The sequence below is a fragment of the Streptococcus suis genome (assembly GCF_002964045.1).
GTDB lineage: Bacteria > Bacillota > Bacilli > Lactobacillales > Streptococcaceae > Streptococcus > Streptococcus suis_U.
The window spans coordinates 1-14,074 of sequence record NZ_POPB01000302.1; the positions used below are offsets into that span (position 1 = coordinate 1).

The 14,074-nt window shown below is 39.4% G+C and carries 15 protein-coding genes; 3 read left to right on the forward strand and 12 right to left on the reverse strand.

All coding sequences use genetic code 11. The annotated features are described in order from the left end of the window. Positions 1 to 174 precede the first annotated feature (174 nt). The 6 genes from C1E99_RS14940 to C1E99_RS04330 form a co-directional block, all read right to left on the reverse strand. Entirely contained in the window at positions 175 to 330 is a 156-nt protein-coding gene (locus C1E99_RS14940; RefSeq protein ID WP_193441789.1) for a hypothetical protein, read from the reverse strand. A gap of 99 nt (positions 331 to 429) precedes the next feature. Further along, entirely contained in the window at positions 430 to 558 is a 129-nt protein-coding gene (locus C1E99_RS15390) for a hypothetical protein (RefSeq protein WP_261308950.1), read from the reverse strand. A 146-nt stretch (positions 559 to 704) separates the two neighbouring features. Further along, positions 705 to 1,370, reverse strand: a complete 666-nt coding sequence (locus C1E99_RS04315) for a SatD family protein (RefSeq protein WP_105206699.1) — start codon at positions 1,368 to 1,370, stop codon at positions 705 to 707. Between the two features lie 191 nt (positions 1,371 to 1,561). Continuing rightward, the gene (gene ffh / locus C1E99_RS04320; protein ID WP_105206700.1) at positions 1,562 to 3,136 is read right to left on the reverse strand and encodes a signal recognition particle protein; all 1,575 of its coding nucleotides are present in this window, start codon (positions 3,134 to 3,136) and stop codon (positions 1,562 to 1,564) included. A 12-nt stretch (positions 3,137 to 3,148) separates the two neighbouring features. Next, a complete protein-coding gene (locus C1E99_RS04325) occupies positions 3,149 to 3,481 on the reverse strand; it encodes a putative DNA-binding protein (RefSeq protein ID WP_105144840.1) in 333 nt (110 codons plus the stop codon). A 103-nt stretch (positions 3,482 to 3,584) separates the two neighbouring features. Beyond that, the gene (locus C1E99_RS04330; RefSeq protein ID WP_105206701.1) at positions 3,585 to 4,283 is read right to left on the reverse strand and encodes a GntR family transcriptional regulator; all 699 of its coding nucleotides are present in this window, start codon (positions 4,281 to 4,283) and stop codon (positions 3,585 to 3,587) included. A gap of 273 nt (positions 4,284 to 4,556) precedes the next feature. Here C1E99_RS04330 and guaA point away from each other — a divergent pair, with 273 nt between their 5' ends. Both guaA and C1E99_RS04340 read left to right on the forward strand, forming a co-directional pair. Next, positions 4,557 to 6,107, forward strand: a complete 1,551-nt coding sequence (guaA, locus tag C1E99_RS04335) for a glutamine-hydrolyzing GMP synthase (RefSeq protein ID WP_105206702.1) — start codon at positions 4,557 to 4,559, stop codon at positions 6,105 to 6,107. Between the two features lie 624 nt (positions 6,108 to 6,731). Then, positions 6,732 to 7,454, forward strand: coding sequence for a hypothetical protein (locus C1E99_RS04340; RefSeq protein ID WP_238146206.1), 723 nt, complete (start codon positions 6,732 to 6,734; stop codon positions 7,452 to 7,454). Positions 7,455 to 7,474: 20 nt separating this feature from the next. On the opposite strand, the gene C1E99_RS04345 is transcribed toward C1E99_RS04340, so the two are convergent. From C1E99_RS04345 to C1E99_RS04370, 6 genes are all read right to left on the reverse strand, one after another. Next, the gene (locus C1E99_RS04345) at positions 7,475 to 7,816 is read right to left on the reverse strand and encodes an HIRAN domain-containing protein (RefSeq protein ID WP_105206704.1); all 342 of its coding nucleotides are present in this window, start codon (positions 7,814 to 7,816) and stop codon (positions 7,475 to 7,477) included. 20 nt (positions 7,817 to 7,836) lie between these two features. Next, positions 7,837 to 8,598 (reverse strand): DUF6287 domain-containing protein, encoded by a 762-nt coding sequence (locus C1E99_RS04350; RefSeq protein WP_105206705.1) that lies wholly within the window; start codon positions 8,596 to 8,598, stop codon positions 7,837 to 7,839. Positions 8,599 to 8,607: 9 nt separating this feature from the next. Then, a complete protein-coding gene (locus C1E99_RS04355) occupies positions 8,608 to 9,366 on the reverse strand; it encodes an SDR family NAD(P)-dependent oxidoreductase (RefSeq protein WP_105206706.1) in 759 nt (252 codons plus the stop codon). Positions 9,367 to 9,543: 177 nt separating this feature from the next. Beyond that, the gene (gene brnQ / locus C1E99_RS04360; RefSeq protein WP_105206707.1) at positions 9,544 to 10,872 is read right to left on the reverse strand and encodes a branched-chain amino acid transport system II carrier protein; all 1,329 of its coding nucleotides are present in this window, start codon (positions 10,870 to 10,872) and stop codon (positions 9,544 to 9,546) included. Between the two features lie 133 nt (positions 10,873 to 11,005). Continuing rightward, positions 11,006 to 12,223 (reverse strand): tRNA uracil 4-sulfurtransferase ThiI, encoded by a 1,218-nt coding sequence (gene thiI / locus C1E99_RS04365; protein WP_105206708.1) that lies wholly within the window; start codon positions 12,221 to 12,223, stop codon positions 11,006 to 11,008. 1 nt (position 12,224) lies between these two features. Continuing rightward, positions 12,225 to 13,367, reverse strand: a complete 1,143-nt coding sequence (locus tag C1E99_RS04370; protein ID WP_105206709.1) for a cysteine desulfurase family protein — start codon at positions 13,365 to 13,367, stop codon at positions 12,225 to 12,227. Positions 13,368 to 13,479: 112 nt separating this feature from the next. Here C1E99_RS04370 and C1E99_RS04375 point away from each other — a divergent pair, with 112 nt between their 5' ends. Continuing rightward, positions 13,480 to 13,887 (forward strand): DUF6556 family protein, encoded by a 408-nt coding sequence (locus C1E99_RS04375; protein WP_105206710.1) that lies wholly within the window; start codon positions 13,480 to 13,482, stop codon positions 13,885 to 13,887. Positions 13,888 to 14,074 lie beyond the last annotated feature (187 nt).

The following is a 14,074-nucleotide window of genomic DNA, read 5'->3' on the forward strand; positions in this document are numbered from 1 at the left end:
AACCATCTAAGTGCTTTCCCAGCTTCCAAGTGCAGTAGAACAATTTCTAGTTTCTCAGAGACAGATTTTGGACTTCTTTTGGACATAATAAAACTCCCCTCATAGTTTCTAGTGAAAATTTTTGTTTTTTCGCTGTCCACTATAAGGGGAGTATATCACTCTGGGTGTTGTAAATTATTTTATTATTTCAAATTCTTCGGCTGGGTATAAATAATCTTCTCCAGATTTATCTACAACACGGTACCATCCATGTTCTATAGAAAGGATTTCATAAATTTTCCCGTTATCCAAAGTATGAAATTCGGTCTTACCAATATATTTAGCTCGCATTACAACCACCTCTTGACTTTAAATTCAACTTTACCTATGTTTTTCGCCTTATACCAATGAGCTTCTATCTTACTGCTGGCAGATAATCTGCAATGCCTTTTACTTTTTCCAATCTTTTGCATTTGAGCGGCATTCTCTAACCAATCGACGGATATAAACAATCTGACTTAGAACATCCTTCCCAGCAATTACTTCAATATTTGTAATTTTACTGCCACGTTTAATCAAATAGTCTCCTCTAACAGGAAACCCTATTTGAACATAGATGTCTCTAGCGTTAGTACTTAGCGACTGGCGAATACGATGAAGATGAAATTATATTACGATTAGAATTCTAAGAAAAAGTTTACACAAAATAAATTATGTAAACAAAATTAACTTCTTTGACTGAGCTGCAGGATTAAATCCATAGCTGTTTTTCGATTGCGGAAATAGATTTTTACCCCACTCGATTTCAACCGTTTGGTAAAGGCGCTTTGACTGAGTTTCATTTTCTCAGCAATTGGCTTTTGTTTGAAATCTTCTTGATAGATTTTTTGGGAGATTAAGGTCTCAAACAGATCCGTTTGCGAACGATTCCAAGCAGCTTTGATGAAATCGCTAGAAGTTAGCAAGGGGTTGATCACACGATCGATTTGCTTGTATTCAGATGAAAATGCAATTTTGCTGGTGCCGTAGTCATGGTTGTCATGAATGAAGTCAATAGCCTTGCGTGCTTCCCAATAAGCTGGACCATCTGCTCCAATACTTAGCTTTGGATTGATAGCTGTTAGAATCTCACCCAAACCAATTCCAAATCGAATCTCCACCTCATCACGAAAAGCTATTTGGATTTGGTCAATCATCAAAAAGATATAAGGGTTAGGCTTGCATAAAGCTTGAAATTTATCTCCCTTTGTAATGGTAAAAGGTGATGCGAAGTCCTGAGAGAAGGAATGATTGATTCTACTCAGCTGTTGTTTTAGTCGCTCTTGAATACTAGAGCGGTTGGAAATCTGTTTTGAATTGACAATATCTCCTATTATTGCGATATAATTCATAACTTGCCCTTTGTTTCTATTATATTTCTATTATAACGGACAATATATAAGTTGTCCATTAAAAAGGACATTTTCTATTATTTCCATTATAGCGGAAAGTATTTGAGTTCAAAAATCATTTTTTCTGCTTTGCTACTTCTATTTTATATTGCTGTATCTTACTTCTTCGAATAAAAAGTAAAAAGAAGAGATCATTTTCTCTTCTTTTTGGCTTTCTTAATCTTGTTGGCTTGGCGTTTCATGGCCTGTTTCATAGCGAATTCACCGATTTTACCTTTCAATCCGCCTCCAAACATTTGGGACATGTCTGGCATACCAGCACCTCCCATTAGTTGGCTCATATCCGGCATGCCTGCACCGCCCATCATATCTTCAAGAGCAGACATATCCATACCGTTCATATTTGGAATGTTTTTAGGGAGATTATTTGGATTGATTCCCATTTGTTTCATCATTTTGTTCATGTCGCCTGACATGACACCCTGCATCATGGTTTTCGCTTGGTTGAAATCCTTGATAAATTTATTGACTTCGACAAAGCTATTTCCTGAGCCCGCTGCGATACGACGGCGACGGCTAGGTGTCAGCAAATCAGGATTTTCACGTTCAGCTGGTGTCATAGAAGATACAATTGCTCGTTTTCGTGCAATTTCTCGTTCGTCAATTTTTAAGTTGGCAAGGGCTGGGTTACCAGCCATACCTGGAATCATCTTCAGCAGGTCTTCCATTGGTCCCATATTTTGAACTTGGTCCAGCTGATCAATGAAATCGTTGAAATCAAAGGTATTCTCACGCATTTTTTCAGCGAGTTCTAGTGATTTCTTCTCATCGTATTCTTTGCTGGCTTTTTCAATCAAGGTCAGCATATCACCCATACCTAAGATACGAGAAGACATACGGTCTGGGTGGAAGGTTTCAATATCTGTGATTTTTTCACCAGTACCGGTGAATTTGATTGGCTGACCAGTAATGTGACGGACAGACAAGGCTGCACCACCACGTGTATCGCCGTCAATCTTGGTCAAAATCACACCAGTAATAGCCAGTTGATCATTGAACTCACGCGCAACGTTGGCAGCTTCCTGACCAATCATAGCATCGACGACCAAGAGGATTTCGTTTGGCTGAGCAAAGTCTTTGATTTCTCTCAATTCGGCCATAAGGGCTTGGTCAATCTGCAAACGACCGGCCGTATCAATCAAGACATAGTCATTATGATTAGCTTTGGCTTGTTCTAAACCTTGGCGTACAATCTCCAGGGCAGGGACTTGATTGCCCAACTCGAATACAGGTACATCAATTTGTTGACCAAGGGTTTTCAACTGGTCAATGGCAGCTGGACGATAAATATCCGCCGCAATCAAGAGAGGACGAGCATTCTCTTCCTGCTTGAGTTTGTTGGCCAGTTTACCTGTGAAGGTTGTTTTACCAGCCCCCTGCAAACCAGCCATCATGATGATGGTTGGAATTTTTGGTGATTTGATAATCTCTGAAGTTTCAGACCCCAATACAGCTGTCAATTCTTCATCAACGATTTTGATGATTTGTTGAGCAGGGTTCAGGGTTTCAATGACTTCATGACCAATTGCACGTTCACGTACTTTCTTGATAAAGTCTTTGACAACTGGAAGAGCAACGTCGGCTTCTAGTAAGGCCAGACGGATTTCCTTAGTTGCTTCCTGAATATCACTCTCAGAAATTTTTCCCTTACGACGCAGATTTTTAAAAACATTCTGCAAACGTTCTGTTAAGCTTTCAAAAGCCATATACTTCTCCTCTTACTCTCTATTATCAATACTGGTTAGAATAGCGATTTTTTCCTTCAAATAAGCATCTTCTGGATACTTGCTCAGTATTTCATCGAAAATCTGACTACGCACTACATAATCCGAATACATATGCAGTTTCATCTCATAGTCTTCCAGTAATTTTTCTGTTCGTTTAATGTTATCATAGACCGCCTGACGACTTACATTGAATTCCTCAGCAATCTCAGCCAAACTGTAATCATCGGCATAATAGAGCTCGATGTAGTTCATTTGCTTGTCTGTTAGCAAGGCTGCGTAGAATTCAAATAAGGCGTTCATGCGATTGGTTTTTTCAATTTCCATAAGGTTTATTATATCAAAAATTCTAGCTTTTATAAATAAAAACATCTGTCACTGATGATCGAAAACAGATGTTATTTACATAATTCAGTTTATGTAAAAGCAGTTAATTATTCTCCAGATAGAATTCAAACCGTTCGCCAACGTATTGACTATTTACATACTCAAAGGCCTGGCCGTCTTCCAGATAGGAAACTTGTTTCAAGGCTAAAATTGCTTGATTCTTTGAAATTTGTAGATAATTGGCTACTTTTTCGCTAGCCAGTCGGGCAAAAATCGTTTGTTTACTTGTTCCGATACGGTAGCCATTGTCAATCAGTGTTTTGAAGAAATGATTGGTCACATGTTCTTTAGGAACATTTTTAATTAAGCGTTCTGGAATACTAGCGACCTCATAGACAACAGGGACATTGTCAGCAAATCGAACCCGTTCCATCCGGATGATGTATTCTCCCTTCGCTAATGCAAGGTGCTCAACTTCCTTATCGTTGGGCTTAGTTCGGATATAAGACAGTAATTGGCTGCTCGGCTCTTTCCCTTGGAGCTGTACCAATTCTGTAAAGGAGGTTGTCCCACGCATCTTCTCCTGGACACGAGTGCTGGCGACATAAGTGCCAGAACCAACTTTTCGTTGTAGGACTCCCTCTTCAACCAGTAGGGTAATTCCTTGGCGCAAGGTCATCCGAGAAACGCCGAATTCCTCTGCCAAATCACGCTCGCTAGGTAATCGTTGCCCGACCTTCCAGACTCCCTTATCGATCTGTTCTTTTAATTTATCATGAATAGTAATGTATGCTGCTTTCATCTATCTAGCCTTTCTTGCTTCTAGTTTACCAAAATATCAAGATTTTGACCAATCTAGACCGATTTTTATCTGTAAAAAATTCCTAGACAAACAATCTGCACCCTTTCCCTATAACAAACTCAGTAAAATCTAGAAAAAAACGAACGCTCTATTTTATAAATTCTCCCATAGTTTGCAAAACATATATTTAGCAAATATAGTTTGGAAAATGTTCGTTTTTATGATAAAATAAGTAACAGTATTTGAATTATTTTCAAAACGAAAGGGAAAAACATGACAAAACAAGATGTCCAAAAAATTATTGTATTGGATTATGGTAGCCAATACAATCAGCTTATTTCACGTCGTATTCGTGAATTTGGTGTCTTTTCAGAATTGAAAAACCACAAAATTACTGCTGAGGAAGTTCGTGCCATCAATCCGATCGGTATCGTTCTTTCAGGTGGTCCAAACTCTGTTTACGCTGAAAATGCCTTCGATATTGATCCTGAAATCTTTGAATTAGGTATTCCAATCTTGGGGATTTGCTACGGCATGCAGTTGATCACTCATAAGTTGGGTGGTAAAGTTGTTCCTGCTGGTGAGGCTGGTAACCGTGAGTATGGTCAATCAACACTTCAGTTGAAAGCTGATTCAGCTCTGTTTGCAGGCACACCAGAAGAACAACTTGTACTCATGAGCCACGGTGATGCAGTAACTGAAATCCCTGCTGACTTCCACTTGGTTGGTCTTTCTGCTGACTGTCCTTTTGCTGCTATCGAAAACACAGAACGCCGCATCTACGGTATCCAGTTCCACCCAGAAGTTCGTCATTCGGTTTATGGTAATGATATTCTGAAAAACTTCGCATTTGGTATCTGTGGTGCAAAGGGCGACTGGACAATGGAAAACTTCATCGAAACAGAAATTGAAAAAATCCGCCAGACTGTTGGGGACAAGAAAGTCTTGCTTGGTTTGTCAGGTGGTGTAGATTCATCTGTTGTTGGTGTCCTACTTCAACGTGCTATCGGTGACCAATTGACTTGTATCTTTGTTGACCACGGTCTTCTTCGTAAAAATGAAGGTGATCAGGTTATGGAGATGTTGGGTGGCAAGTTCGGCCTCAATATTATTCGCGTTGACGCTGCCAAACGTTTCCTAGACCTTCTAGCAGGCGTATCTGACCCTGAGAAGAAACGTAAAATCATCGGTAATGAATTTGTTTACGTCTTTGACGATGAGGCGAGCAAGTTGACTGATGTTGAATTCCTAGCACAAGGAACACTTTATACCGATATTATCGAGTCTGGTACGGATACTGCTGAGACAATCAAATCTCACCACAACGTTGGTGGTCTTCCAGAAGATATGCAGTTCAAGTTGATTGAACCGCTCAATACTCTCTTTAAGGATGAAGTTCGTGCCCTCGGTACTGCTCTTGGTATGCCGGATGAAGTTGTATGGCGCCAACCATTCCCAGGACCAGGTCTTGCCATTCGTGTCATGGGTGAAATCACAGAAGAAAAACTCCAGACTGTTCGTGAATCTGACGCAATCTTGCGTGAAGAAATTGCCAAAGCGGGCCTTGACCGCGATGTGTGGCAATATTTCACGGTTAATACTGGCGTTCGCTCTGTAGGTGTCATGGGTGATGGCCGTACCTACGACTACACCATCGCCATCCGTGCCATCACTTCTGTTGACGGAATGACTGCTGACTTTGCCAAACTCCCATGGGAAGTCCTACAGAAGATCTCCGTCCGCATCGTAAACGAAGTCGACCACGTCAACCGCATCGTCTACGATATCACAAGCAAACCACCAGCAACAGTTGAGTGGGAGTAAAACAGTCTGAGCATAGACTGTTTTACCCGACGCCTAAAAATAAGAAAGCGTCGCTAGCCTGGGGAGAGGCTCTATCAGCCAGTCCATCAAGACTAATTTAGCCGATGCCTAAAAACGCAAAAGCATCGTTGTCTGGGGATAGACTGTTTTACCCGACGCTTGAAAACAAGAAAGCGTCGCAAGCCAGAGAATAGGTTCTATCAGCCGGTCCATCAAGACAAATTTAGCCGATGCTTGAAAACAAGAAAGCATCGTAAGTCCAAGATTAGAAATTACATATATAATAAAAGGAAGTCAATATTTAGTTTGGCTTCCTTTTATTGTATTCATTATTGTTCAGAATCTGATTTGTGTTTATCTAGTTCTTTTTTTACTTCTGAAATTGTTGTTTTAGCTACTTTTCTACGTATCATTTTTATTTAACCCGAAAAGTTTAACAAATTAAACTTTTGTCTAGAATTGAAGTTATTTTTTTGATATACTTAATGTATGACAAATATCACTATTGGAAAACTATTAAATTTACCGAGCTTTCATCATTTTTATTCCATACCAGTATTTCAACATTCGAACCTTCTTGAAAGCTTTTTGATTGTTTATAAAAATGAGAATAATATAGTCTACGTGGATTTACAAAGCGAGTCTGGAAAAAACCATGAGTCACGATTTGCAAGTCATTTCGATAAAGATAATTTGTTGATTGGATTGGGTGCTGTTCCATATGAGTCTTGGGCGACTTGTTATGTTCTCGAAGTACAAAAAAATATCAATCGTAGAGGTGTCAGCCTATCTTATATAGTCGAAAATTATGGTAACTTAAAAATTTTCGAGGATTTGCTTCAAAAATATAGGGAACACAATCGTACAACCATTTATGACCCCTACCGCTATTCCTATACTGTAGATGAGAAAAAATATGAAAAGGATAGTAAATTAAACATTGTTCCTCGAAATGAATATGAAAAAATTAGAGACTTTCATCCTTTTCTACAGACCAATCGAGGGAATGTTTATGCTGTACCATGCCTATACAAGGATCATAAAAGAAATAGAGAAACTAAAATCTATATCATGGGCTGGTATTTTTATGAGAATCAATTAAAAATTTCATGGAAACCATCGCACTCTCGAAAAAGTCGCTGGCGTTCTTCTATTGTCTTCATTGATAAACGTACAGATAAATTCTTCTTTCAAGGAGAACTTTATAAAAAGGGGACATTCCCCATCTTTCTAGAGCAACTACTTATCCAAAATAAACATTATCAAAGTCGTTTAGATGCTTCATTTTCAGCATTCGTAAGTATTATTGAGAAGCAGAAAAAGGCAGCGAAATTGCGTATAAAATAACAGCCAAAATCAATTGACTGTTATTTTCGATTATCCTTCAATTTTACGACAACTCTAAACTGACGATCGGGATGATTTTCAGTATTGGACATTTGAATTCTAGCTTCAAGAATATCTCCGTGTCCAAAATAAATGAGACGACTGATCAATGAGTTTTTATCGGCTGGAATATAGCCTAATTTTGTGCCATTATAAAATATTGCGACAGCTTCGGAATCATGGGGATTGGTTGGCTCCCCTATCAATTGTACAGGTGTACCTGGTTTGAGCTCATCAATGACATCTAGTCCATCATAATAAGCGAAAGCGGCTAAATGAAAATCTTGAACATTTCTAGTTGGTTCGAATGAAGAGAATGACATATGCTACCTCCATTTTATAATTATGGTTGATAAACAATTTGATAATTAGCGTTGATAATAACCCCGTTTTGATAAACTGTATAACGGATTTTATCATTTCCTTCCAAAATATTATAAGGTATGGATTCAGTTCTAGTATAATTGCCTTCAACTACTTGCCAGTTATTTTCTCCAAGTATTTGATTGGCATATTCAATCGTTTTTGGCCCGCTATCTAAGGTTACTCCTGTTTGAGTATTTGATAATGGATCCAAACCACTATTAGCTGAATTTGAGACGCGGTAGAAAACATCAACAGCTGTATCTAAAACTTCTGTTGCAATGACCATTCTGTCTTTTGTTGTATCTGAAAGGTCTTCTCCACCGTTTAATAAACTTGATGGAATGGAAAAGTTGGCAGGTACCATTAACAGACCAGATTCGCCAGTGTTTTTGTCTACAAAACCAGTTTCGAAAATTCCATCTGTAATTTTTCCTCGTCCGATCAAATTACGTGTCTCTGAAACCAGGCCTTTGATATTAAAAGTCAGCTGCTCTCCCTGGCTATTTTGCCAAGTTCCGATAATACTATCGTAATTACCTTGCATAAGGGTATCGATATCTAGTGTTAATAAACTAATTGATTTTTGTTCGCTTGAACTAGTTGTTGAGCTTGACTCGCTAGTCACTTGTTCAACACTTGATGATGTAGCAGTTGATTCTTGACCTTGATTATTGCTACAAGCAATCAAAAATACAGAGCAAAGTAAACTTACAGCACATAAATAACCATTTTTTCTCATATCACACTCCTATTCTCTATGGATGGTAAAGCCAGTTGCTTGCTTTGTTGCCATAATCGTCATGTCAGAGATCTGCACATGACTTGGTTGGTTTGCTACAAAAAGCGCACAGGAAGCGATATCGTCGGCTTGTAAGGCTTCAATCCCTTGGTAAACAGCCTTTGCTTTTTCTACATCACCATGGAATCGAACTTGACTAAAATCTGTTTCTACAATTCCTGGTTGCAAGGTAGTCACTTTTATATTCGTCTCAAGTGTATCAATTCGAATACCATCAGATAAAAATTTAACGGCTGATTTTGTAGCTGCATAGACTGCTGCACCACCATAAGCATAAATTCCAGCTGTTGAACCAATATTGATGATATGGCCTTCATTGTTCTTAACCATTTGTGGCAATAGTTGATGTGTCACTGCTAACAAGCCTTTTATGTTGGTATCAACCATTGTCATCATGTCTGAAAAATCATAGTCTTGAAATTTCTCCAAGCCTAATGCTAATCCAGCATTGTTAACTAGAATGTGAATGGGTCCAACTTCACTTAACAATTTCTGGCAATGCTCGATGACCTCTTTGTTATTAGTAATATCGAACGATGAAATATACACTTTCACATTGTATTTCTGTTCAATATCAGACTTTATCTCTTTAAGTTTTTCTTTTCTACGACCAGTTATAATAACGTTATCACCATTTTTGGCGAAAGAATAAGCTATCGCTTTGCCTATTCCGCTACTGGCCCCGGTAATTAAACAAGTTCTATTCATTTCAAATTCCTCATACTGTATATACTTAATATTATAACACTTTTTAGGTATAAATGAAAAACAACTGAGATGATTTCTCAATTGTTTTCGTTTGCTAGTTTATCGATGTTTTCTAATTTGTACTATTTAATTTGATAATTAGTCTGCGTAATTGAAATTTTGATATTATTTTGAAACTTAGTTAATGTCAAAAACTTCGCTCTCCTGCTTGTTTGGCAAGAAAAGTGAAAGAACGATTCCAACAAGAGCAGGCAATAACCATGCTAATGATTGTCCGGCCAATGGCAAAGCTGAAATGATTGTTGAAACAGCTGTCCAACCAAATTGACCTGCCAAAACTTCTACCAATGACAAAGCTGTTACTAGACCAACTGTCAACTGCATACCATATTTTGAAAGCGGTACAAATTTGTTGACAATGGTAATTAAAACAATACAGATGGTAATTGGATAAAGAATCAAAAGAACTGGAATAGAGAAGGCAATAATCTTACTCAAACCAAGATTGGCAATCCCAAAACCAATCAAGGTAAAGACAGTCGCATATACTTTGTAGCTAAAACGTGGAAAACGCTCAGCGAAAAATTCACCAGAAGACACAATCAAACCAGCTGTTGTAGTGAAGCAGGTTACGATAACCATCGCTGCCAAGAAAATCTGTGCACTTGGTCCAAAGATGGCTTGGGTTGCTTGAGATAAAACATAGACACCCTTGTTGGTATCGGACGCCAAAACATCTGCTGGCACTGGGAAATGATTTCCAAGGAAAGCCAAACCAACATAAAGCGCTGAGAAAGCCAAGGCTACAATAAGGCCTACTGACCAAATGGTAGATACATATTCCTTCTTGCTGGAGAAACCAAGTTGCTTCAAGGTGTTTACTGCTACCACACTAAAAGCGATGGAAGCCAGTGCATCGAGGGTGTTATATCCTTCAATAAATCCAGTACCAAAAGCCTGACCCGCTGAATAAGCTTCCGAAGCTGGTAATGGGCTGGTTGAAACATACTTAGCAATACCTAGCACCACTAAAATCACAATCAAAATGGCAAAAACAGGTGTTAAAATACGACCAATACTATTCAAAATCTGTGATGGATTGAGGGCAATTAGATAAGCAGCAACAAAATACAAAGCGGTGAAAACCAATAACCACAAGGAAACGTTACTTTCACCCAACAAGGGCGCGATACCAATTTCAAAGGACGTTGTAGCTGTACGTGGAATGGCAAAGAAGGGACCAATCGCCAAGTACAAGGCTACAAGATAGATCGTTGCAAAAGCAGGGGAAATCTTGCGTGAAATCTCATGGACATAGCCTTTTGGATTTAAGGTACCGACAATCAGAGCAATGACGGCAATGCCGACACCCGATACGACAAATCCTAATATAGCTGGCCAGAAATTCTCACCAGATAAGACACCGAGTGCAGGCGGGAAAATCAAGTTTCCCGCACCAAAAAACATACCAAACAGGAGTAGACCTGTTAAGGCTCCTTTTTTCATAACTCCTCCTTTGTTAGAAAAAATATTTGTGAAAAACTATTATACCATACAACTCTTGCTTTTCCGAGCAAGTTGCAAAAAATCTAGCTTTCGCTAGATTTTCATTATATTTCTGAAAAATATTTTTGTTTCCTTACAATAAATCAGCAATCAAACTATCCACTTCGTCTTTCACTTCTTCTTTCGGTGTAATTTCAGTTAGGATAATCCCTGCTACAGCTCGTTCCACCAAGCCTTCTACATCCATGCGAGCTTCGTACTGCTCCACATTTTTAATCTTAGGATTAGTCTTTGGACGGTCTGGTGCAAAAATGGTACAACAGTCTTCAAATGGCTGAATGGAAATGTCAAAAGTATCAATTTCTTGTGCAATATCAATGATTTCCAGCTTATCCATGGTGACAACAGGACGGATAACAGGCGTATTAGTTACTGCATTGATAGCCTGCATAGATTCCAAGGTCTGACTTGCAACTTGGCCTAGACTTTCACCATTGATAATAACCATAGCACCACGCTCTTCACGAACTCGGTCTGTAATTCGCATCATGAAACGACGGGTCAAGGTCATCAAGTAGGCTTCAGGGGCCTTTTCCTTGATTTCTTCCTGAATTTCTGTAAACGGCACTTCGATAAAGGTGATATTACCACCAAAGGCAGTCAATTTACGAGTCAAATCATGGGCTTTTTTAAGTGCACCTGGGCTAGTATAAGGAGGACTTGCAAAGTGGAGAGCTTCGATTTCTACCCCACGTTTCAGTGCTAAATAGCCCGCAACTGGCGAATCAATACCACCTGATAGCATCAGCGTACCCTTGCCAGATGTACCTACTGGAAGACCGCCTGCCCCCTTGATTTCTTCATGGGAAATATAGGCTGCATCAGGACGAATTTCCACTCGCAGAGTAATGTCTGGCGACTTCATCTGCACCTGTACATTTGGAATGGCTGTGAAAACTGCATCTCCAAGGACTTGGTTAAGGTCACGGCTATCCAATTCAAAACTGTGGTCGCTACGACGTGCCGCAATCTTGAAGGTCATCCCTTCCTTGTAAATAGACTGCATAATCTCCACAACCGCTTCTTTCAAGGCTGGAACTGATTTTTCAATCTTATAAGACGGTGCAAAATTTTGGATACCAAAAATCTTCTTCAAAGAAGCTGACACTTCCTGATAATCCGCCCCATTCAAATAGACATGACCACGGTCACGGTCAAAATAAACGGTCACTTCTGGATAGACTGAAAGGACATGCTTGATGTTGTTACGCAGTTTGTTGACAAACCGCATCTTGTTTTTCCCTTTGGTTGACAATTCGCCATAGCGAATCATAATTTCTGAATAGTTCATACTACCTTACTTTCTGTGTATTGTGATAAATTTGTTTGAAAATCGTGAGGAATTGTTCGATTTGCCCCATATCGTTGTCATCGTCCAAGCTGATACGGACGGCAGTTTGAGCCAACTTCTGCGGAACACCCATAGCAATCAGTGTTCCAGCTGGTTTTCCAGCCTTGGACGAGCAGGCTGAAGTTGTCGAAATGTAAATCTGGTGGTCTTCAAAGGCATGGACAATGACTTCACCACGGATGTTCTTAATCCCGAAAGTTACGATGCTTGGCACAAAGTCCTCTAGTCCAGAAAAGACTGTCACATCATCGTACTTGCCCAATTCATCCACAAGGATCTGCTTCATGGCTGTCAGCCGCTTCTGGCTATCTATCGCCTTGTCAAGGGTCAAGCGGAGCGCCTTAGCAGTTGCTGCGATACCAGCCACATTTTCAGTAGTTGAGCGTTTATCGCTTTCCTGTCCTCCCCCTGTCAATAGCGGAGCGATTTTCTTGCCAGCTTTGACATAGACGAAACCTATTCCTCTGACAGAGTGGAATTTGTGACCTGAAAAACTAGCAAAATCAACTCGGTCTGTCAAATACCGTTCCGTTGGCACCTTGCCGATAGCCTGAACAGCATCCACATGGAAGGAGATGGTTGGCTTATCAGCTAACAGTTGAGAAATTTCCTGAATGGGCTGAATGGCACCAATTTCATTGTTGACGGCCATGACAGAAACCAATGTGGTATCTGGACGAATCAAGCTTTCTAAGGCTGAAACATCCACAAAACCTTGGGCATTGACCGGAGCCAAATCCACCTCAAAACCTTGGGTTTTGAGCCATAGAGCTGACTCCTTTACCGCTGGATGCTCAATAGCTGACACAATGATGTGCTTGCCCAGATGTGCCTTTTCAAAAGCCACGCCCTTGATGACCCAGTTATCACCTTCTGTACCACCTGAGGTGAAAAAGATTTCCTTGCTGTCCTTGCCGAGAAGCTCTCCTATTTGCTTGCGAGATGCCTCTAAAATCCGTGTCGCCTGGCTACCCAGGTTGTGCAGACTAGAGGGGTTGCCCCAAATTTTTGTCGCCACTTCCGTATAGGTCTTCAACACTTCTGGGTATACCTGGGTCGTGGCTGCGTTGTCAAAATAAATCATTTCTTCATTCCTTTGTTTGCAATAGTCCTATTTTATCACGTTTTCATGCCTTTCGCCAATCTTTAAGATAGTTTTAAACTTGGTTTTTTATGACGGACTTGGAGGATAGCACATGAAATCAACAAATAGAAAAGAACATGGTTCTGCCTTAACAAAACTACAAAAGTTTTTGACCTTTATAGGTTCGATTTTAGGGATTGTTACTGCCTGTATTACTATTTATACTTTTACTGCTAAATCGACAGCATCCAGTACAAACACTACTCCAACAAGTAGTTCTATAACTCCATCCAGCTCTAGTAGTCAGTCTCAAGTCAACGCTTCTAGCCAAGAATCCAATTATGACACAACTACAAGTTCAGTTAGTGAAACAATACAATCAGCTTCAGCAACGACTTCTGAATCTACCAATATTTCATCTGAAAGCAGTACTTCGTTAAGTCAAACATCCGAAGCTACAGAAACTAGCGCTAGTTCAGAAGTCACAAGCGGTGCTTCTGAAACAACATCTGATCAATAATATTTTTTCATTTAATTCGTTTATTTTGATATACTGAATGATCAAAATGGTACGCTTTTGATGATTACTAATACTAATCACATATAGAAAATTCTGTTTCAAATCGTTTTCTTATGCATTATATACTTGACTAATTTTTGAATTAAAATTTCTTCTAATCTATTTCTTATTAAGTTTGTAATAAGAA

Coding starts and splice junctions, on each gene's coding strand:
- C1E99_RS04375 (WP_105206710.1), top strand. CDS start 13,480: ATGAAATCAACAAATAGAAAAGAACATGGTTCTGCCTTAACAAAACTA.
- C1E99_RS04345 (WP_105206704.1), bottom strand. CDS start 7,816: ATGTCATTCTCTTCATTCGAACCAACTAGAAATGTTCAAGATTTTCAT.
- ffh (WP_105206700.1), bottom strand. CDS start 3,136: ATGGCTTTTGAAAGCTTAACAGAACGTTTGCAGAATGTTTTTAAAAAT.
- brnQ (WP_105206707.1), bottom strand. CDS start 10,872: ATGAAAAAAGGAGCCTTAACAGGTCTACTCCTGTTTGGTATGTTTTTT.
- thiI (WP_105206708.1), bottom strand. CDS start 12,223: ATGAACTATTCAGAAATTATGATTCGCTATGGCGAATTGTCAACCAAA.
- C1E99_RS04370 (WP_105206709.1), bottom strand. CDS start 13,367: ATGATTTATTTTGACAACGCAGCCACGACCCAGGTATACCCAGAAGTG.
- guaA (WP_105206702.1), top strand. CDS start 4,557: ATGACAAAACAAGATGTCCAAAAAATTATTGTATTGGATTATGGTAGC.
- C1E99_RS04355 (WP_105206706.1), bottom strand. CDS start 9,366: ATGAATAGAACTTGTTTAATTACCGGGGCCAGTAGCGGAATAGGCAAA.
- C1E99_RS04330 (WP_105206701.1), bottom strand. CDS start 4,283: ATGAAAGCAGCATACATTACTATTCATGATAAATTAAAAGAACAGATC.
- C1E99_RS04325 (WP_105144840.1), bottom strand. CDS start 3,481: ATGGAAATTGAAAAAACCAATCGCATGAACGCCTTATTTGAATTCTAC.
- C1E99_RS04315 (WP_105206699.1), bottom strand. CDS start 1,370: ATGAATTATATCGCAATAATAGGAGATATTGTCAATTCAAAACAGATT.
- C1E99_RS14940 (WP_193441789.1), bottom strand. CDS start 330: ATGCGAGCTAAATATATTGGTAAGACCGAATTTCATACTTTGGATAAC.
- C1E99_RS04350 (WP_105206705.1), bottom strand. CDS start 8,598: ATGAGAAAAAATGGTTATTTATGTGCTGTAAGTTTACTTTGCTCTGTA.